This window comes from Hymenobacter jeongseonensis (assembly GCF_015694725.1).
Classification (GTDB): Bacteria; Bacteroidota; Bacteroidia; order Cytophagales; family Hymenobacteraceae; genus Hymenobacter; species Hymenobacter jeongseonensis.
The window spans coordinates 678,303-697,709 of sequence record NZ_JADQDQ010000001.1 but is presented as its reverse complement, the minus strand read 5'-3'; the positions used below and the strand labels follow the sequence as shown (position 1 = coordinate 697,709).

Below are 19,407 nucleotides of genomic sequence, written 5' to 3'. Positions count from 1 at the left end.
GAATGGGGCGTAGCGTGGCCCAACCGCGCTGGTTCTCGGTGAAAGCGAAACGGCAATACGCGCGCTTGGTGGCGCTACCGCACCAGCAGCCGCTGCACGGCGGCCGAGCCGTTGGTTCCGGTCGCGCGCACGAGGTACACGCCGGGCGTCAGCCCACTCAGGTTCAGGAGGTGCCGACGCTGGGCCTGGGCTCCGGTTTGCACCACGCGGCCGGTGAGGTCGAGCACGGTGAGGCGGGTGGGAGCTGCGGTTTCGACCGTGACGCTGGCAGTGGCCGGGTTCGGGTAGATGGTGAGGGCCAAGGTGCGGGCCGCTTCGCCCCGGGTGGGGGTGATGGTACGGTTGCGGGTGCCGTAGCTCAGCAAGCCGCCTGCCTGCGTGCCCACGAGGAGTTCGGGCGCTCCGTCGCCGTTCAGGTCGGCGGCAGCCAGGGCGTAGCGGGCGTTGGCACTCTGCCCCAGGCGGGTGGGCTCGTATTGGCCGGTTAATGGATTGTGCAGTAAATCGGTGCGTTCCGAAAAGAGGATGCTCTGGGCACGGTAATTGGGGAAGAAGCGTAGCACGCCCGCCGCGTCGACGGTGAGCAAGTCGGGTAAGCCGTCGCCATCGAAGTCGGCCACGGTTGGGCTCAGGTTGGCTGGGCGGCTTCCGCTGGCCGTCCGGATGCGACCGAAATCATTGTCGACCAGCACGAAAGCACTATCCAACGGGCCGCGGCCGCGGTTGCGGAAATATCGCAGGCTCATGCCCGCCTCACGGGTTTCGTTGGTGCCGATGAGCAGGTCCACATACCCGTCATTGTCAACATCAGCAAAGCTGGGTACGTCGCCCAGAGCATGGGGCAGCACGCCCGTACCGGCGGCCCCCTGCGGCTTGAACGCAACGGCCGTGGCCGTGCTAAACGCCACGGGCTGGCCCCCCGCAGCGGTATTCAGGATATAATAAAGGCTGTTGGTGCTACCGTTCCAGGCGCTATAGGCCAGGTCCAGGGCGCCGTCACGGTTCAGGTCCACCAGCACGGGCTTGAGGCCTAGCAGGCGTTGCGCGGCCAGGCCCAGGTAATCGGCCGTGACGAAGCTGAACACCGGCCGCGCGCGGGTGCCCACGTTGCGGTACTGCGTCAGGTTGGCGCGGTACACGCCGCCCACGCGGTCGGCGTGGTTGCCGATGAGCATATCCGGCAGCCCGTCCCCGTCGAGGTCGCCAAAGGTGGGCGCAGCGCCTTCGCTCACGTCAATCACCTCGTTGGCCAGGAAGCCCGCGGCGCGATACGCAAGCGCCGGCGCCCCGCTGGCGGCCGTATTTTCGAAGAGCTGCACGTTGTTGCGCAGGCTCACCTGGTCTTCGAGGTTGGTAAACATGTTGGGCGCCACCACCAAATCGGGACGGCTGTCGAAGTTGGCATCGAAGTAGTAGCCCGACGGAAACACCGGCACCCGCACCGGCGTGGCAGCCGAGGGAAAGCTGGCGCTGACGCTGGCTTGCGTGAGCACCGGCGCCAGGGCCGTGCCCTGGTTGAGCAGGCTCACCAGCTCCGGGCAATTGTCGCGGCCGTCGAGCAGGTCTTGGTCGCCGTCGCCGTCCAGGTCAACCAGCAGCAGGCTGTGGCCGCCGGTGTGCAGCGGCCGGGCCGTGAAGCACGGCTGGCCATTGAACTTGTAGCTGGCGCAGTCGTGGCAGGTTTGAATGCCGCCCCAGTTGTCGGTTTTGAGCGTGAAGGTGAGGGCGTTGCCGCAGGTACCGGGGCTGGTGTTGAGGTAAAGCTCAATAAACGATGCGCTGACAAAATCATAACTCATGATGTCGAGCTTGCCGTCGCCGTTCACGTCCTGAATCGCCGGCATGTTGTAGCCGCCCAGGGTGAGGTTGGCGGTGCCCGTGAACCCGCCGAAAAACCGAATCTGGTTGGTGGTGAGCTGAAAGCTGGGGCGCCCGTTGGCCAGCACGTTGCGGAACACCCGGATTTCGCCGTTGTTGAAATAGGTAAACAAGTCGGGGCGGCTGTCGCAGTCGTAGTCGCGCAGCAGGGCCCAGCCTTGCAGGTCGGCCGGGAAGAGCGACTCGTACTGTGGGGCATAGGCCCAGCGGCGGCCCGCCGCCGTGCCCGGCGCGGCCACGCTCAGAAACGTATAGGCCCGGCTGGTTTCGCGGTCGAAGGCAAACAAGTCGTCCTGGCCGTCATCGTTCAGGTCGAGGGTGCTGAACTGGGGCGTGTTCAAGCCGCCCGTCCAGGCATTGCGCAAGGTGTCGGCCCCGTGCACGACTGCTGCCGCCGGCCGGAATTCAAACCCAAACCCTGTTCCTGATTGTGCGGCGGCCGCGAAAGAAAATGCCAGCATCGCCAGCAAAAAAACGTAGGAGCGATGCATAAGCACGAATCAGCAGTAGAATTGAGAGAGCAGAATGAGAGTGGGTACAAAAATCACGCCCACCTTTGCAGCAATTTACACTTGGTTTGCCCTTTCAGTTCACCTGCACCATGTTGCTCTACACCCACTATCTGGCCGCGGGGGGCCATGTCAGCACCGATTCGCGCCAGCCGCAACCCGGCACACTGTTTTTTGCCCTGAACGGCCCCAGTTTTCGCGCCGCCGAGTTTGCGCCCCAAGCCCTGGAAAAAGGCGCCCGCCACGCCGTGGTGGACGATGCCGACTTGGCCGCCAGCGACCCGGCGCGCTACACCTTCGCCCCCGACCCGCTCGTGGCCCTGCAGCAACTGGCCCGGCACCATCGGCAGCAGTTCAACATGCCCGTGCTCGCCGTAACAGGCTCGAATGGCAAAACCACCACCAAAGAACTGCTTACGGCTGTGCTGGCGCAGAAATTCCGGGTGTTGGCCACCATTGGCAACCTCAACAACCACATTGGCGTGCCGCTTACGCTGCTGCGCCTGCGGGCGGGCGAACACGACTTCGCCGTGATTGAAATGGGTGCCAACCACCGCGGCGAAATTGCGGAACTGTGCGAACTGGCACAACCCAGCCATGGCCTCATCACCAACATTGGCAAGGCCCACCTCGAAGGCTTTGGCGGAGCCGAGGGCGTGGCCCTCGGCAAAGGCGAGCTGTTTGACTACCTGGCCCGGACAGGCGGCACGGCCTTCGTCAACACCCTCGATGCCAAGCTGCCCGCGCTGGCCGCTGCCGTGCCCACACGCCTCACCTACCCCGGCCCGACTGACACTTACCCCGCCACGCTGCTGGCCGCCGACCATGCCGTGGCCCTACGCCTGGCCGATGGCACCGACGTAGCCGCTCAGCTCACCGGCGACTACAATTTTCCCAACCTGGCCGCCGCCGCCGCGGTGGGCCTGCACTTCGGCGTTTCCACCGATAAGGTGGCTACTGCCCTGGCGCACTACAACCCGCAGAATAACCGCTCGCAGCTGCTGCGCACGGCCCACAACGACTTGCTGCTGGATGCCTACAACGCCAACCCCAGCAGCATGGCCGCCGCCTTGCGCAGCTTTGCCGCGCGCCCGACCGCGCCCGGGCAAAGCAAGCTAGCAATCCTCGGCGACATGTTTGAGTTGGGCAACGACAGCGCTGCCGAACACCGCCAACTCGGCCAGCTGCTGGCCGAACTGAACTTACCTGCCGTGTTCCTAATCGGGCAGGAAATGCGCGCGGCCGCCGGAGCGAGTGAGCACGTGCAGCATTTCCCCACCAAAGCCGAAGCCGCCGAGTGGCTGACGCAGCACCCGGTGCGCGGCCAGCAAGTGCTGGTGAAAGGCAGCCGCGGCATGGCGCTGGAAACTCTGGTGGAGCTGCTGTAACGAAGCAAAAACAGGCCGCTGCACTTATGCAACGGCCTGTTGTTAGTGAAGCTGGTTAGGGATTTAGAATATCCTGGCGCACTTGCTAGAACGGACTCACAAAATCCTTGAGACCGGGCAACTCCTCGTCTTTGCCAGACACCAGAGGTGCCACTTCGGTGCCCCAGTTGATGTTCAACTCGGCGTCGTCCCAACGCAGGCCGCCTTCGGCGCTGGGCGCGTAGTAGTCGCTGCATTTGTAGAGGAAAATAGTATTGTCCTCTAGGGCCATAAAGCCGTGCGCGAAACCGGCGGGAATGTAGAACATGTTGCCGCGCTCGGCCGTCAGCTCCACCAGTTGATGCTGGCCGTAGGTAGGCGAGTCGCGGCGCAAATCAACGGCCACATCGAGGGCGCGGCCCTGGCCGACGCGCACCAGTTTGGCTTGGGCATGGGGCGGGCGCTGGAAGTGCAGGCCGCGCAGGACGCCTTTTTTGGAATTCGACTGGTTGTCCTGCACCCATTGGGCATCGGCGCCGGCCTCGGCCATGAGACGGGCGCTGAAGGTTTCAAAAAAATACCCCCGGTCATCGGCAAACAAACGGGGAACGAACTCGACAAGCCCAGATATGGGAAAATGCTTTACTTCCATCGGAACAAAGTTAGAAAGGCCAAAAAGTGCGCGTCGCCTCTCTGTTAAATTATGAAGGAGAATTCACTGCTAATTGAGACGGGCTACCCCTGCACTTCAGCTACGGCCATCAAGTACTTGTCCAGCACCAGTTTTTCGTCGAATTTGGTTTCGGCCAGGTAACGGCTGTTTTGGCCCATTCCTTTCAGGTCGGCTTCGGAAAGCTGGAGGACCTGGAGCATTTTGGCGGCCAAATCGGGGCCGCTGCGCACTTGGCAGAGGTAGCCGTTGCGGCCATCGACCACGGTTTCGCGGCAGCCGGGCACGTCGGTAGTCACGAGGGGTTTGCCCACGGCGGCGGCTTCCAGCAGGGTTTTGGGGGTGCCTTCGCGGTAGCTGGGCAGCACCACGCAGTCGGCGCGGTGCAGGTGGGCGGCCACGTCGTCGGAACGGCCCAAGTATTCGATGTCGCCGCTTTTGAGCCATTCCTCGAACGTGGCGCGGGGCACCCCCACGCCGCCGGCCTCGTCGAGGCCGCCCAGCAGCTGAATGCGCGTGCCAGGCACGGCTTGGCGGATGATTTTGGCCGCTTCAAAATATTCGACCACGCCTTTTTCGTAGAGCACGCGCGCCACCATCAGAAACACAAACGGGGACTGGCGGGTGAACTGCGCGGCGGGTCGAAACTTGTCGGTGTCCACACCCGAGCCGGGCAGCAAGCCGGTGATTTCGCGGCGCACCAGGCCGTTGTCCAGGAACAGCTGCCGGTCGTCGCCGTTCTGAAAAAACACTTTGTGCGGGAACCGGAACGCAAGGCGGTAGAGCCCCAGGGCCACTTTGCTCACGAAATTCTTGATGATGAACACCGTGCCTAGGCCGCTCACGTTGTTGATGCTGGGCACCCCGGCCAGCTTGGCCGCGAGGCTGCCGTAGATGTTGGGCTTAATGGTGTAGTGCAGCACCACATCGGGCTTTTCGCGCTTGTAAATCTTGTAAAAGCGCAGCGTCAGGGCGGCGTCCTTGACCGGATTGGTGCCCTTGTTCTCCATCAAAATGGGCACAAATCGGCAGCCTAGCTCGGTTTCGAGGCGCGCGGAGTAGTCATCGGGCGGGGCAATGGCCAGTACTTCGTGGCCAGCCGCCTGCAAGGCCCGCACAAGGCTGGCGCGGAAATTCCAAATATTCCAACTGGTGTTGATGACGAGGGCGACGCGCACGAAGGAGACGGTATGAGGGAGGAAAATGAGCCACAAAGGTCGGGCTTGCGCCCGGCAATGCGAGGCCTTACGGAATATTCGTGCGCTGGGCCGGTACTTTGTGGGCTCATTGTGTGTTGTGCTGGCTATGAATCTACGCGTTGCGGCAGCGGTGCTGCTCTTTCCCCTTTTCAATGTCCCGGCGGCGTGCGCCGGGCCGCCGGTGCTGCCGGGCCAGCTGCTGTACCAAAAAAACTGCGTGCGCTGCCACGGCACCAACGGCAAAAAAGGCGCTAGCGGTGCCCACGACCTCACCAAGAGCAACCTCAACGCTTTCGGCCGTAGCTATTTGGTCACCAATGGTATGGGCAAAATGCCGGCTTTCGGCAAGACGCTTACCGCCGCTCAGGTGCAGCAGGTGGTGGCCTACTCCCTTACCTTGCGCTAATAGCGCCGAGGCACCGTTTTACCCCTGCGTTGCGTAGGGCTTTTGAATAGATAACGACCCCATGGCAAATAAATCTTCCGGCGGCCGCAAGCCCGCGGCCAGCACCCGGCACTTCACCACCGACAACGCCAAAGCGAGCTACGTGGCCACCAAAACCGGCGGCGCCTACGACACCGCCAAGGAGCAGGAAACTGCCGTGCTGGTGAGCGTGCCCCCGCGCCGCCAATCCGAAGCGCAAACCACCGAATACCTCGACGAGCTGGCCTTTCTGATTGAAACCGCTGGCGCCACCGCCACCAAGCGCTTCGTGCAGCGCCTCGAAAAGCCCGACATCCGGACCTATGTGGGCGAGGGCAAGCTGGCCGAAATCAAAGCCTGGGTGCAGCACGAAGGCACCAGCATGGTGGTGTTCGATGACGACCTGTCGCCTTCCCAACTCCGCAACCTGGAAGCCGAGTTGCTGGTAAAAATAGTGGACCGCTCGCTGCTGATTCTGGACATTTTCGCGTTGCGCGCCAAGTCGGCCACTTCGCGCACCCAAGTAGAACTGGCGCAGTATCAATACTTATTGCCTCGCCTCACCGGCCTCTGGACTCACTTGGACAAGCAGCGCGGCGGCGTGGGCATGAAAGGCCCGGGCGAAACCGAAATCGAAACCGACCGACGCATTGTGCGCGACCGGATTGCTTTCCTCAAGGAGAAGCTCGAAGACCTCGACCGGCAGAGCCACACCCAGCGCAAGGCCCGTGGTGGCTCGGTGCGCGTGGCCCTGGTGGGCTACACCAACGTGGGCAAAAGCACGCTGATGAACGTGCTGGGTAAATCCGACGTGTTTGCCGAAAACAAGCTGTTTGCCACCGTAGACGCTACCACCCGCAAAGTGGTACTCGACCAAACCCCGTTTCTGCTTTCCGATACGGTTGGGTTTATCCGCAAGCTGCCCACCAAGCTGATTGAGAGCTTTAAGAGCACGCTCGACGAGATTCGCGAAGCCGATTTGCTGCTGCACGTGGTGGACATTTCGCACCCCGGTTTCGAGGAGCAGATTCAGGTGGTGAACGACACACTTAACGACATTGGTGCGGCCGACAAGCCGGTGCTATTGGTGTTCAACAAGATAGACCAATACAAGCAGGACGATGCCGAGCTGGACCCCTTCGGCGAGGTGCTGGACGCGGAGGACGATGGCACGGCGCCCCGCCCGCCGCTGGCGCAGCTGCAAGCCACCTACATGGCTAAGCTGCACGACCCGGTGGTGTTCATCTCGGCCCAGGAACGCACCAATCTGGAGGAGTTGCGTGAGCTGCTGGGCAAGCGCGTGGCCGCCCTGCACCAGCAGCGCTACCCTTACCAGACAATGAACCAATACTCCGGCGAGTAGGCCAATTAGAGACTTCCAATCCGTGAAATTAGCCATTGGTGCAATGTTTCGCGTAAGGGCAGCATCCGCCTTTTCCAACCAAGGCGTTTCTCTATGAATCGGCTTTTTGCTCTTCGTTCCGGCCTCTGCTTGGCCGCTTTTCTAGGTACCGGCCGCGTGGTGCTGGCCCAAATCCCCCGGGTGTACCCGCCGGCGGCGCCCATCGTGCGCGACACTCTCCCCGACCAGCAGGTATTTGCCAACCCGTCGGTCATCGGCATGGGTCCGAGCAAGGGGCTGATAGTGCGCTACGAGCGCATGCCCCGGTTTGGGGTGAAGTCGGAAGCCCAGGTAGTGGGCATCAGCAATTATGCCGGGAAAATCGACAAAAATGCCCGCCTGTCCATCAAAGGCTACATTCCGGCCTGGAACCGGCCGCACCTGAAGGTAGTGGTGGGCTTGAGCTACGAGCGGGAGGAGTTCCAGTTCGATGGCCCTGCTACCACCGATTACGAGCTGTACCGCAACATCGAAGACAAGGGCCTGAAAAGCACGGCGGCTCAGGTGGTGGTGCTGCGGCCCATCGACGAGGTACACTGGTACCTGGCCCGCGTGAAAGGAGAGCTGAGCGGCGACTACAACTCCAGCACGGAGTTGACCCGCTCCGACTATTTCCGCTTTTCGGCCGAGGCCGTGTACGGGTGGAAGCGCAGCCCACAGTTTTCGTGGGGCGTGGGCTTGCAGTACGGCTACACGTTTGGGCGGCTGAGCGTGTACCCGGCCGTGCTTTACAACCGCACGTTCAATGAGCGCTGGGGCATTGAAGCCCTGTTTCCGGCCCGGGTAACGGCGCGCTACAACATATCGGAGTCGTCCATTCTGTACGGGGGCTATACCGTCGACGGCTACAACTACATCATTAAGCTGCGCGATGAACTGGCTCGCGTTGGCCCCAACGGCGCGCCCATTGCCGACAAAAAACCGCTCCGCACCCTGGAGTTGCGCGAAACCGAGGTCAAATTCCGCCTGCGCTGGGAGCGCGAGCTGCTGAGCTTCTTGTGGATGGGCGCCGAGGCCGGCTACCGCTACAACTACGCCTTCGACGCCTTCGACCGCACCAACGACGACCGCGAAAAAATCATCGACTCCAAGTTCAACGGCTCCCCGTACGCCAGCCTCGAGCTGTTCATCACGCCGCCGCGCAAGCTGCTGGAAAAAGCCGGCGTGCGGCGCTAGCGGCCACGCCTACGGCAGCAGGCGAATGACAAAATTCTTGAGCGGGTTCTTTTTGATGATGGTTACCAACTGGCCGTTGGCGTACTGATATTCGTCTTCGCGGCCATCGCGCAGGGCACGGCGGGTGTGGGCCGCCGCCCGGCTGAGGCTGAAATAATCGCCAAAGTATTCGGCAAACGCCTTGGTTTGGTTGGTCGGCTCGCCAAAGAATAGGTTCGTTACGGCGTAGGCAATCGGCTGCTTTTCGGTGGCGCGGTAGCTGTGCTTGTATTGCTCGGCCACGATGTCGTAGTGGTCGCCCATCCACTCGGCGCGGGACATAAAATCGCCTTGGTTGGTGTGCGCCTCCACCGTGGATAACTGCAGTTGGCCGTTGCGGAAACGGTTGTTGACCTGGTAATAAATTTTCAGGTTGTAGAACAAAAACTTCACCTGCACGTCGCTCACCAGCGTGTAAAGCACGTCGGTGCCGGCCTGCAGCTGCCGGGTCGCCGTCATGGTTCCCACCCGAATGCCTGCCACTTCAATGCCATAGCGACGGGTTTCTTTCGGCGTCTGCGCTTTGGCAGTTGGCGCGAGGCTCAGGCAGGCCAAGACCAGCCAGCCGCCGCTCAGCCGCCGCTTACTGCTCATTCAGATTCCAGTTGTATTCCAGATAAGTAACCTTGTCGGGATTGACTAGCTTGGTTTTGGCGTATTTGTCCACCCATTTGGCCACCGACTGGCCGTTGGCAGTCCAGTCGCCCTTGTACCAGTCGAAGTACTTGGAGAGTTGCGCGGCACCGGGCTTGTTTTTGGTCGGGTCGTTCAGGAAATCCCGGCCCTGGTCATCCAACTGACGGTCTAGCTTTTCGGCCGTGAACGCCTCATTGCGCAGCCGCGGACAGGAAACCGAGGCGCACACCAGCGCAAAATGAATGCGCGGGTCGTTGTAGTTCTTGCGCAGGATGCCGTGCTCGATGTTATCCAAGCTCATCTTCTCGCCGCCGATGCTGAAAAACTTAGAAGCCCAGGGCGTGGTCACGAAGGGAATCTTGATTTTCGAGCCAATGTCCTTGATGCTCTGCACCGGATAATGATTGAGGATGAGCCGGATGGTGTAGGCGTTATAAGCGTTTATCCAGTAGGCCATCTGCTCCTGCTTACTCCAGCTTTTGGCCGGCGGGTTTTTGCTCAGCAGGGCCAGGTATTGGTCGAATTCTTTTTGGTCGGCTTTGAAGCCTTTGTAGTTCACCTGCCCTTTTTCGTTGACGTGCTTTTTCAGCAGCCGGTCGTAGGCGCTGTGGTCTACCGGCGCGGCGGCGCGGCGCATGACGTAGCTTTCCGTTCCGGCCAACGATGCTTCCGGTGCGCTAAACGCGGCCAGGGCCATTACCGAAAAGCTGAGTCCCACCAGCGCGGGCAAGTGTGTTAGTTTTATCATCTTGTTCATAAACAGAATATACGAGCCCTGGTTGGGGCAAAGATTGGACCAGGGGCCAAACTCTCCCCGGCCGCAGTTCCGTAAGCATTCCGTTCGCTCTCCTTTTCTGTTGCATTTGACGGTTGCGTTGCCGGGCCTGGCGCCCCTCTCCAACGCCATTACCAAGTAGTTCGGCCTTGTTTTCGTTACCGCGCAGCAGCTTCTTTGCCACTGAGTAGCCACGCTGGAAAACGGTCGCGAAAAACAAGGAATTTGTGCTTCTTTCAAGCTCTACCTTATGATTCTTAGCGTTATCATCCCCACCTACAACGAAGCGGCAAATATTGGCCGGCTGGTGCAGGACCTACGCCGTTTTGCGGCAGGCCAAGCGGTGGAAGTGCTGGTGATTGACGCCCACAGCCCCGACGGCACCGCCGAGGCCGCTCGCCAAGCCGGGGCCACGGTGCTGCTGGCCCCCCAGCCCGGCCGCGCCGCCCAAATGAATTTTGGCGTCCGGCACGCTACCGGCAATATTCTCTATTTCGTGCACGCCGACGTGGGCATCCATCCCGATTACGTGGCCACCATCCAGGCAGCCGTGGCGCAGGGGCACGCGGCCGGGTGCTACCGGTTTCGGTTCGATTCGACCCATCCGCTACTGCGCCTCAACAGCTACGGCACGCGCTTTCCGGGCATCATGAGCCGCGGCGGCGACCAGACCCTGTTCGTTACCCAGGCACTGTTTCAGCAACTGGGTGGGTTCGATGAGCGGTTTGTTATCATGGAGGACTTCGAAATCATTATCCGTATTCGGAAAGTCGCCTCCTTTTTCATTGTGCCGCAAGACGTCCGCGTGTCGGCCCGGAAATATGAAACCAACAGCTGGCTGCGGGTGCAAGTCGCCAACCTGACGGCCTTCTCCCTGTTTTTCCTGAAGGTGTCGCCCGTCCGCATTGCCCGCACCTACAAGGCCATGCTCAACTACCGCTGATGCCGCCCACTGTCCTCGTCACCGGCGCCAACGGCTTTTTGGGCCGCCACCTCGTGGCCGAATTGCTGCGGCGCAACTACGGCGTACGGGCGCTGGTGCGGCCCCCACACCGCCTGGCAGCCTCTCCCCTGCCGCCCTTGCAAAACATGCCCATAGAGTGTTTTGAGGGCGACATTGGCCAGCCGGCCACGGTAGCCGGCGCGGCGGATGGCTGCACGGCCATCATCCATGCGGCGGCTTTGGCGCAAGTCAACCCGGCCCGCAACCCGGCCGTGTGGGCCGTGAACGACGCCGGCACGGCCACCGTGCTTCGCCTAGCGCGGCAGGCCCAAGTGGAGCGGTTTGTATACGTGGGCACAGCCAACGTCTTTGGCTTTGGTACCCTGGCCAACCCCGGCGACGAAACCCGCCCCTACGCCGGCGCTCAGTATCGCCTCGACTACATGGACAGCAAGCGCGCCGCCACCGGCCGTGTGCTGCAAGCCGTAGCCGACTGGCAGCTGCCCGCCGTGCTGGTGCACCCCACCTTCATGCTGGGGCCGGGCGATGCCAAACCCACCTCCAACGCCCTGCTGCTGGAGCTGTACCGGGGCCGGCTGCTGGGCTACCCGCCCGGCGGCAAAAACTACGTGCACGTGCGCGATGTGGCCGTAGCTACCGTCAACGCCCTAAATCTGGGGCGGGTGGGAGAATCGTACATCCTGGGCAATCAGAACCTGAGCTACTGCGATGCATTTCACCTCATGGCCCGCGTAATGGGCAGCCCGCCGCCGCGGTGGCCGATTCCGGCGGCCGTAGCCCAGTTGTTTGGGGCCGCCTGCGACTGGAAGTACCGCCTAACCGGGCAGCCCGCGCAGGTCAACCCCGCGATGGTAGCTGTGGCCAATGATGGCCATTACTTTAGCGTTCAAAAAGCTACTGCCGAACTTAGCCTACCCCAAACAGCTTTAGAAGAAGCTATTCGGGAAGCTTTCGCTTGGTTTAAGGAACACCACTATGTTTGACGCGAACCCCGCTACGGCCACCAGCCCAACGCTGCCCCGGCCGCCCCTGGCGGTCCGGAAGGGGCCGTTTGCGGGCAAGGTGGCCGTCATCACCGGTTCGGAGTCGGGCATTGGCCGGGAAACGGCGCGGGCGTTTTGCGAGCAAGGCGGGGCCGTGGTCCTCAACGGCCGCAACGCCGAGCGTCTGGAGCACACCCGCCGGCAGTTTGTCGCCGCCGGGTTTGCGGTGGCCAGCTGCCAGGCCGACGTCACGGATTACGCCGACTGCGAGCGGCTGATAGAAACCGCCATTCAGGAATTTGGCCAGTTGGATGTGCTGGTTACCAACGCCAGCATTTCGATGCGCTGCTACTTTGCCGACATGCAACCCGAGGTGTTCCGTCAGGTGCTCGACAGCAACGTGTACGGCACGGTGTATCCGCTCAAAGCCGCGCTGCCGCACCTCACCCAATCGCAAGGGAGTGTCACATTTATCTCGTCCATTTCGGCCCTCAATGGCATGCCCAGCGGCTCGGCCTACTGCGCGGGAAAAGCGGCGGTGGCCAATCTCGCCCACACCCTGCGGCTGGAGTTGGCCCACACCGGTATTCACTTCGGCGTGGTGCACATCGGCTTCACGCAAAACGATGCGGAGAAGCGCGTGCTCGCGGCCGACGGGCAGCCCGTGCCTATTGCGCACCGGCCACCGCGCTGGCAAAAAACGCAGGTCGAAGTAGCCAGCATCATTCTTGGCCACATTCGGCGCCGACGCCAGCGCACCGTAATTTCGGCACTAGGCCGGCTCATCGTGCTGCTCCACACTTATTTCCCGCGGCTTGGCGATTGGATAGTCCTCACAACAATTCGACGCCTGCGGCATTTCTACGAATAACACCGCTTGCCAACCCGCAGCTTACTTCTATTCCGTACGTCTTTTCAAAATCCCCATGGATACCTACTACAATCCTTCCGACCTGAAGAAATTCAGCGGCATCGCCGAATTCCAACCCGAGTTTGCGGAGAAATTCTTCTCCTATTACGGGGCGGTATTTGCCGAAGGCGCACTTACGGCGCGCGAAAAGTCGCTTATTGCCCTGGCCGTGGCGCACGCTGTGCAGTGCCCATATTGCATTGACGCCTACACGTCGGACACCATGGAAAAAGGGTGCACCGAGCCGGAAATGATGGAAGCGGTACACGTAGCAGCGGCCATTCGGGGCGGCGCCACGCTGGTGCACAGCGTGCAGATGATGAACAAGGTGAAAGACCTCTCCATGTAATATCCCTGAGCCGCTGGCCTCAGTTGTTATTCACTCCCTCTCAAACATGAAGTCACTCAAGGCCACGGGCCACCAACTGGCTGATTCGGCTTTTCAGCTCACCGTTCTGCGCCAGGAAGTAGCCGAAACGCTGCATTTGCCGCTGTTTCACGAAAAGCTGCGCGGCGCCGGGCTGTTTCCGCTCGCGACGGTGGCACCCGCAGTGCTGCAAATTAACGTGGGCAAGATGTGCAACCAGGTGTGCAAGCACTGCCACGTCGACGCGGGGCCGGACCGCAAGGAAATCATGACCCGCGAAACGATGCAATACTGCCTCGACGCACTGGCTCAGAGCGACATCCAAACCGTGGACCTGACCGGCGGCGCACCCGAGATGAACCCTGATTTCCGGTGGTTTGTGGAGGAAATCAGCCAGCTGGGCCGCAAGGTGCTGGTGCGTTGCAACCTCACCATCATCGTGGCCAACAAGAAGTACCACGACCTGCCCGAGTTCTTCAAGCAGCACGGCGTGGAAGTGGTCAGTTCGCTGCCGTCCTACAGCGCCGGCCAAACCGACCGCCAGCGCGGCGACGGCGTATTTGCTGATTCCATTAAAGCGCTGAATATGCTCAACGCCGTGGGCTATGGCGTGGAAGGCTCGGGCCTGGTGCTGAACTTGGTGTACAACCCCAGCGGCGCCTTCCTGCCCGGGCCCCAGAAGGGCCTGCAAGACCAGTTCAAGCGTGCCTTGGCAAAGGATTTTGGCATCGTTTTCAACGAGCTGTTTGCCATCACCAACATTCCCGTCAGCCGCTACCTCGACTACCTCATCGAGTCCGGCAACTACGCCGGCTACATGGAGAAGCTGGTAAATGCCTTCAACCCCGTCGCCGCTGCGGGCGTGATGTGCCGCACCACCATTTCCGTGGGCTGGGACGGTGGCTTGTACGACTGCGATTTCAACCAGATGCTGGATTTGCACGTGGCCAGCACTGCGCAACACATCCGCAATTTTGATGCAGTGGTGCTGAGCAAACGCAGCGTGGTGGTGAACCAGCACTGCTACGGCTGCACAGCTGGCAGCGGCTCGAGTTGCGGCGGAGCCGTAGCGTAGGCGAACGGCCTGAAGGACACAAAGAAACTCCACCCGTCATGCAGAGCGCAGCGAAGCATCTCGCATGTGGTAGTAACTCAATCGATTGGATTACTGACCCGAGCGAGATGCTTCGCTGCGCTCTGCATGACGTTTTAAATGCGCTTCAAACCAGTAATTTCTGTTTTTCGTTGCCGCCGCTTTAGGCCTTTTAGCCACGTGTAGGTGGCTTCCTGCGCTTGCATTGGTTTTTTCCCAGCATCGGCCAAGATGTAGCTGTTTTCAAAGTCGCGGGCTTTCACCGTGTCGTTCCGTTGCAAATCGAGCAAGTGGCGCACTTCGGCGCGCAGGCTCTCATCCAGAATGGGAAAGGCCACTTCCACGCGGCGGTCGAGGTTGCGGGTCATCCAGTCGGCAGAGGACACGTAGACCTTTTCTTCGCCGCCGTGGCCGAAAACGTACACCCGGCTGTGCTCCAGAAAACGGTCCACGAGGCCGTGTTGGGTGATGTTTTCGCTAAAGTCCGGCTGCCCTGGCACCAGACAGCCAATGCCGCGCACAATAAGCTCCACCCGCACACCGGCCGCGCTGGCGTGGTAGAGCTTGGCAATCATGCCTCGGTCCTCCACCGAGTTCACTTTGAGGATGATATATGCCTCTTTGCCTTTCTGCGCCTGCTTGGTTTCGTAGTCAATGAGGGCATTAAGCCCCGGACGCAGGCCAAACGGCGCCACCAACAGTTGCTCCAGCTTGGGCACCACGCTTTGGTCGCGTAGGTACTCAAACACGGCCGCGGCTTCGCGGGTCAGCCGCTCATCGGCCGTAAACAGACCGTGGTCCGTGTAGAGTTGGCTGGTGCTTTCGTTGAAGTTGCCGGTGCTGAAATACGCGTATTGCCGCGTGGTTTCGTCGGCCTCGCGGCGCGTGAGCAGCAGCATTTTGCTATGCACCTTCAGTTCGGGCGGGGTAAAAATGACGTTGGCCCCAGCCCGCTTGAGTTTATCGGACCAAAAGAGGTTGGATTCTTCGTCAAACCTCGCTTTCAGCTCCACCACCACCGTCACCTGCTTGCCGTGTTTGGCGGCTTTCAGTAGGGCTTTTACCACGGCGCTCTTGCTGGCCACGCGGTAAAGCGTGATGCTGACGGCCGACACGCGCGGGTCGGTGGCGGCTTCGCGCAGCAGGCGCGTCACGTAATCGAACGACTGGTAGGGCGGGTGCAGCAGGTGGTCGCGCTGCGCGATGGCGGCCAGCAGGCTGCCCGTGCGCGGCAGCGTGGGGTGCGGCAGAGCCGGGCGGGCGGGGTAATTAAAGCCGGGGTCGCTGAATTCTGGAAAACCGAAAAAGTCGCGGAAGTTGTGGTAGCGGCTGCCCTCTACCAATTCCTCGTCGGTGATGCCGGTTTTCTGCTTGATGGCCCGGAGCGTCTCCTTGGGCATTTGGGGGTCGTAGAGTAGGCGGGCCGGAAAGCCGGTGGCGCGCTTGCTCAGGCTGTTGCGGATTTTCTCCATCAGGTCGCCCGATACCTCTTCTTCGATGTCCAGCTCGGCATCGCGGGAGAGCTTGATGGCGTTCACCTCCACGCGCTGGTAGGCCGGAAACAGCTCGGCTGCGCCCACGCGAATCACGTCGTCCAGAAACAGCACGTACCGCTCCTCGCCTTCGTCGGGCAGGCGCACGAAACGGCCACCGTGGCGCTTGGTGGGCAGCTCCATCAGCAGCACCCGCTCGGGCTCGATGCCCGCTTTGGGGTTGCGGGGCTCGCGGAGGTAGAAGGCGAGGTACACGGTCTGGTCCTTCAGAAAGAGGTGGTGCATGGCGTCGTCCAGCACCACGGGCGAAAGCAAGTCGCGCACCTTTTCCTCGAAATAGCGCGCCGTCCACTCCCGTTGCGTTTCGCTCAGTTCGGCTTCGTTTAGCAGGTGAATGTGGTGGCGGTTGAGTTCGGGCAGCAGCTGCTCCCGAAACGTGACGCCGAATTCCTCCTGCTGGCGCCCCACTTCTTCCAGCACCTTGCGCAGCTCCCGCTTGGGGTTGTCGGCGAGCTGGGCGCGGGTCTTTTTCTTCAGCTTCACCAGCCGCCGCAGCGTGGCCACCCGCACCTTAAAAAACTCATCCAGGTTGCTGCTGAAAATGGCCAAAAATTTCAGGCGTTCCAGCAGCGGCACGGTGGGGCACTGAGCTTCTTGCAGCACGCGGGCATTGAACCGCAGCCAGCTTAAGTCACGCGAAAGAGTTTTCAATTGGGTGGAGGCGTAATGAGGTAATGAAGAAATGAGGCTGCGCAGGATGCAAACCTTACGGCCGAGGTTTCTCTACGATTTTCCGGAAAGGAAAGCCACTTCCGGGCTTTATCCTTTTGCTCGGTCACCGCTCACGTCCTGCGCCTCACCGCGAGGCACTAGCTCGCATTCCGGGGGAAGTCGTAGAAATAAAATTCGGCGTTGGCTTTGCCCACTTCGCTCCACTGGTCGCAGGCAAAACGCAGGCACACCACGGCCGCCGTGGGCATGTCGTTGATGGGATTCGGCGACAACGCATTGGCCGTTTCGGTGATGGTGGGGTTGTGGCCCACCAGCAGCACAATGTTTGCCGTATCGGGCAAGTCGCGGATAATGGCCAGCAGCTCGTCCACATCGGCGCCGTAAATGCCGGACTCCACCACAATTTTATCGTGCGGGTACTGCATTTCGCGGGCCACCAGCACGGCGGTGCTCATGGCGCGCACGGCCGGCGAGCTCACCACCAAATCGGGGCAGATGCGGCGCTTGGCCAGTGCCTGGCCCATTGCCGGGGCATCGTCGCGGCCCCGGTCGTTGAGGGGACGTTCCTGGTCGCTGAGCTCGTCGAAGCTCCAGCTGGATTTGGCATGGCGAAGGAGATAGAGGGTTTTCATAAGGGCGAAGCTAGGGGGTGCTCCGCTTACCTCGTGCATTGTGAAAAGGTTATGCATTTTGTCTTTTGCATGGGCTGCTCGATTATGGAAAACAAAAAAGAGGCCCGGCTTCACAGCCAGGCCTCTTTTCAAAGAAAGCGCAGGTAGTTTATTCCGGCTACTCCTTCACAAAGCGCTGGTGCGTGGTGGCCGCGCCGTCGCTCAGCGTGAGCAAATAGATGCCGGGGCTCAGCTTCGACACGTTCAGTTCGCCGTCTGCGAAGCTCAGGCCGCGGACCTCGCTGCCGCGCAGGTCGTGCACGCGCACGCTGAAGGGCTGGGCCGGGTCGGCACTGGCCGGGCGGGCAATGCGCAGCACGTTGGTGGCGGGGTTCGGGAACAAGCTGTAGGGCTCGCTGGCCGTGCTCAAGCGGGCCGTGCTGCTGCCGTCGGTGCGGGCCACGCCGCCGCCCACGTTCAGGGTATAGTCTTCGGTTTCGCCGTAGCTGTAGCTGTTGCAGCTGGTGGTGGCGGAGTTATCGCTGGCGATGATGCGCAGGCGGGTGCTGCCGTTTTTGGCCCCTGCGGGCACCGTGAAGCTGGCCGAGCGGGTAGCTGCCGAGGTGCTGCCAGCCGCCGAAACAACCAGCTCGCCGGCGTCGGTAAACACGCCGTTCTGGTTCCAGTCGGCGTACACTTTCACGTACTCCGTGTAAGCCGTGCCGGCAAAGCCCACCGAGAAGTTGATGGTATAAGCCGCGCCGGCGGTTACGCTGGTGCTCAGGGCCGTGCCGTTGTAGTAGCCAGCGTCCTGGCCCGACGTGCGGTTGATGCTGCCCAACTGCACCAAGTCAAGCCATTCGTAGGCCACGCTCGTGCCCTTGCTGGCGCAATAGGTAGGCGTGCCAGTGGGGGGAGGCGTGGTGCCGCCGGGGGCCGTGCCGCCCAGCGAAGTTTTGAGCGAAACGCGGGCACCGCCCGTAGCAAACAGCGCGTTCATGCGGCTGCTCTGGCCGGTCGAGAACATGTACATGCAGGCGTCGTTGGTGTAGTCCATGTAGTTCATGAACATGTCGCCGTTGGTGGTGTTGCCGCAGGTGCGCTTGGGGAAGGTGGGGCAGCCGGTGTTGCTGGTTTGCTGGGTGGGCGTGTCGCTCACCAAGTCGTTGCCGCAGGAGGCATCGCCCCAGATGTGGCGCAGGTTCAGCCAGTGGCCCACTTCGTGCGTGGCTGTGCGGCCTAGGTTGAAGGGCGCTGCGGCCGAGCCGTTGCGGCCGAAGCCCGTGGTCAGAATAACCACACCGTCGGTAGCGGCCGCACCGCCGGGAAACTGGGCGTAGCCCAACACGCCGCCGCTCAGGTTGCACACCCAGATGTTGAGGTACTGGCTGGTGTTCCAAGCCGTAGTACCGCCCGTGCTGGAGCTTTTCATGCGGTCGTCGGTGCCCCACGACGTCTGGGTTACCTGCTTGCGGGTGATGCCCGTGGTGGCGTTGCCGCTGGGGTCGCGTTTGGCCAGCGTGAAACCGATGTTGACGTTGGCGGCCAATCCGGCAAATGCCGATGGCGTCTTGCTCACGTCAGCGTTCAGCTTCTGGAAGTCTTCGTTCAAAACCGCAATCTGCGACGCAATCTGCGCGTCGCTTACGTTTTGGGCTGAGGTGTTATACAGCACGTGCACCACCACCGGAATGGTAAGCGTCACGGCCGTGGTCCGTTCCAATGCGTTGCTGGGCTGGCTGGCATACCGCGCGCTCTGCTTTTCAATGTCGGACAGGCGCCGGGCCATGGCGGGGTCGGCGGCTATCTGAGCGGCCAGGGCTTCCATGCTGGCGCAGGTCCGGTTGGGGCCCTCGCCTACTATCACCGGTCGGATGCTGCCCTGCCGATTAATGGCTTCCGACAGGGTGTTGCCGCCATTCGATTTAGAGTCCTGGGCATGGGCCGCCACAGGGAGTAAGACCGAGCCGAGCAGGCACAACGTCAGTGCGTAATGGGTTATTTTCATGCGGTAACGAGAGGTTTTTGGGGGTGATTAAAATTTTTCTCAGATATCAAACCTACTGGTTTGTTTGCGAAAAACGCAATTTTGTATTGATAATGCCAAAATATTCATCATCAACAGCTTTTTTTAGCACGAATATTTCAATTTTTATCAAAATATTCAAACAGCCTTCTA

Annotated in this window: 17 protein-coding genes; 9 read left to right on the top strand and 8 right to left on the bottom strand. The window is 61.2% G+C overall.

Annotation, left to right across the window (positions count from 1 at the left end):
• Window positions 1-74: 74 nt before the first annotated feature.
• Window positions 75-2,369: a T9SS type A sorting domain-containing protein gene (locus tag I2I05_RS02865; RefSeq protein WP_196280678.1), complete on the bottom strand. Its 2,295-nt coding sequence runs from the start codon at window positions 2,367-2,369 to the stop codon at window positions 75-77.
• Window positions 2,370-2,479: 110 nt separating this feature from the next.
• Between I2I05_RS02865 and I2I05_RS02860 the strand changes: the two genes are divergently transcribed.
• The gene (locus I2I05_RS02860; RefSeq protein ID WP_196280677.1) at window positions 2,480-3,775 is read left to right on the top strand and encodes a UDP-N-acetylmuramoyl-tripeptide--D-alanyl-D-alanine ligase; all 1,296 of its coding nucleotides are present in this window, start codon (window positions 2,480-2,482) and stop codon (window positions 3,773-3,775) included.
• An 85-nt stretch (window positions 3,776-3,860) separates the two neighbouring features.
• Here I2I05_RS02860 and rfbC read toward each other — a convergent pair whose 3' ends face one another.
• Together rfbC and I2I05_RS02850 are read right to left on the bottom strand one after the other, a co-directional pair.
• A complete protein-coding gene (gene rfbC / locus I2I05_RS02855; RefSeq protein ID WP_196280676.1) occupies window positions 3,861-4,406 on the bottom strand; it encodes a dTDP-4-dehydrorhamnose 3,5-epimerase in 546 nt (181 codons plus the stop codon).
• A gap of 83 nt (window positions 4,407-4,489) precedes the next feature.
• Window positions 4,490-5,602 carry a glycosyltransferase family 4 protein gene (locus I2I05_RS02850; protein WP_196280675.1) on the bottom strand — a complete coding sequence of 371 codons (1,113 nt, stop codon included), beginning with the start codon at window positions 5,600-5,602 and terminating at the stop codon, window positions 4,490-4,492.
• A gap of 127 nt (window positions 5,603-5,729) precedes the next feature.
• On the opposite strand from I2I05_RS02850, the gene I2I05_RS02845 reads away from it, so the two are divergent.
• From I2I05_RS02845 to I2I05_RS02835, 3 genes are all read left to right on the top strand, one after another.
• Entirely contained in the window at window positions 5,730-6,029 is a 300-nt protein-coding gene (locus I2I05_RS02845) for a c-type cytochrome (protein ID WP_196280674.1), read from the top strand.
• A gap of 61 nt (window positions 6,030-6,090) precedes the next feature.
• Complete coding sequence (hflX, locus tag I2I05_RS02840; RefSeq protein WP_196280673.1) at window positions 6,091-7,410, top strand: GTPase HflX; 1,320 nt, start codon at window positions 6,091-6,093, stop codon at window positions 7,408-7,410.
• 129 nt (window positions 7,411-7,539) lie between these two features.
• Window positions 7,540-8,625, top strand: a complete 1,086-nt coding sequence (locus I2I05_RS02835; protein ID WP_196280672.1) for a DUF6268 family outer membrane beta-barrel protein — start codon at window positions 7,540-7,542, stop codon at window positions 8,623-8,625.
• A gap of 9 nt (window positions 8,626-8,634) precedes the next feature.
• Here I2I05_RS02835 and I2I05_RS02830 read toward each other — a convergent pair whose 3' ends face one another.
• Entirely contained in the window at window positions 8,635-9,258 is a 624-nt protein-coding gene (locus I2I05_RS02830) for a DUF6134 family protein (RefSeq protein ID WP_230688098.1), read from the bottom strand.
• Window positions 9,248-10,048: a DUF547 domain-containing protein gene (locus I2I05_RS02825; RefSeq protein ID WP_230688097.1), complete on the bottom strand. Its 801-nt coding sequence runs from the start codon at window positions 10,046-10,048 to the stop codon at window positions 9,248-9,250. Before I2I05_RS02825 ends, I2I05_RS02830 begins: the two co-directional genes overlap by 11 nt.
• Before the next feature lie 277 nt (window positions 10,049-10,325).
• Here I2I05_RS02825 and I2I05_RS02820 point away from each other — a divergent pair, with 277 nt between their 5' ends.
• Genes I2I05_RS02820 through arsS form a run of 5 tightly spaced genes read left to right on the top strand, consistent with a single transcriptional unit; the run spans window position 10,326 to window position 14,374 of the window.
• Window positions 10,326-11,018: a TIGR04283 family arsenosugar biosynthesis glycosyltransferase gene (locus tag I2I05_RS02820; protein ID WP_196280671.1), complete on the top strand. Its 693-nt coding sequence runs from the start codon at window positions 10,326-10,328 to the stop codon at window positions 11,016-11,018.
• On the top strand, window positions 11,018-12,022 hold the full coding sequence (locus I2I05_RS02815) for an NAD-dependent epimerase/dehydratase family protein (protein WP_196280670.1): 1,005 nt from the start codon (window positions 11,018-11,020) through the stop codon (window positions 12,020-12,022). The genes I2I05_RS02820 and I2I05_RS02815 overlap by 1 nt, the downstream gene beginning before the upstream one ends.
• Window positions 12,015-12,893 (top strand): SDR family oxidoreductase, encoded by an 879-nt coding sequence (locus I2I05_RS02810; protein WP_196280669.1) that lies wholly within the window; start codon window positions 12,015-12,017, stop codon window positions 12,891-12,893. The genes I2I05_RS02815 and I2I05_RS02810 overlap by 8 nt, the downstream gene beginning before the upstream one ends.
• Window positions 12,894-12,948: 55 nt before the next feature.
• Entirely contained in the window at window positions 12,949-13,281 is a 333-nt protein-coding gene (locus I2I05_RS02805; protein ID WP_196280668.1) for an arsenosugar biosynthesis-associated peroxidase-like protein, read from the top strand.
• 46 nt (window positions 13,282-13,327) lie between these two features.
• A complete protein-coding gene (arsS, locus tag I2I05_RS02800) occupies window positions 13,328-14,374 on the top strand; it encodes an arsenosugar biosynthesis radical SAM (seleno)protein ArsS (protein ID WP_196280667.1) in 1,047 nt (348 codons plus the stop codon).
• A 134-nt stretch (window positions 14,375-14,508) separates the two neighbouring features.
• Here the strand turns inward: arsS and ppk1 are convergent, their stop codons facing one another.
• From ppk1 to I2I05_RS22265, 3 genes are all read right to left on the bottom strand, one after another.
• Window positions 14,509-16,596, bottom strand: coding sequence for a polyphosphate kinase 1 (ppk1, locus tag I2I05_RS02795; protein ID WP_230688096.1), 2,088 nt, complete (start codon window positions 16,594-16,596; stop codon window positions 14,509-14,511).
• 158 nt (window positions 16,597-16,754) lie between these two features.
• A complete protein-coding gene (locus I2I05_RS02790; protein ID WP_196280666.1) occupies window positions 16,755-17,249 on the bottom strand; it encodes a SixA phosphatase family protein in 495 nt (164 codons plus the stop codon).
• Window positions 17,250-17,406: 157 nt separating this feature from the next.
• Window positions 17,407-19,236, bottom strand: a complete 1,830-nt coding sequence (locus I2I05_RS22265; RefSeq protein ID WP_196280665.1) for a GEVED domain-containing protein — start codon at window positions 19,234-19,236, stop codon at window positions 17,407-17,409.
• Window positions 19,237-19,407 lie beyond the last annotated feature (171 nt).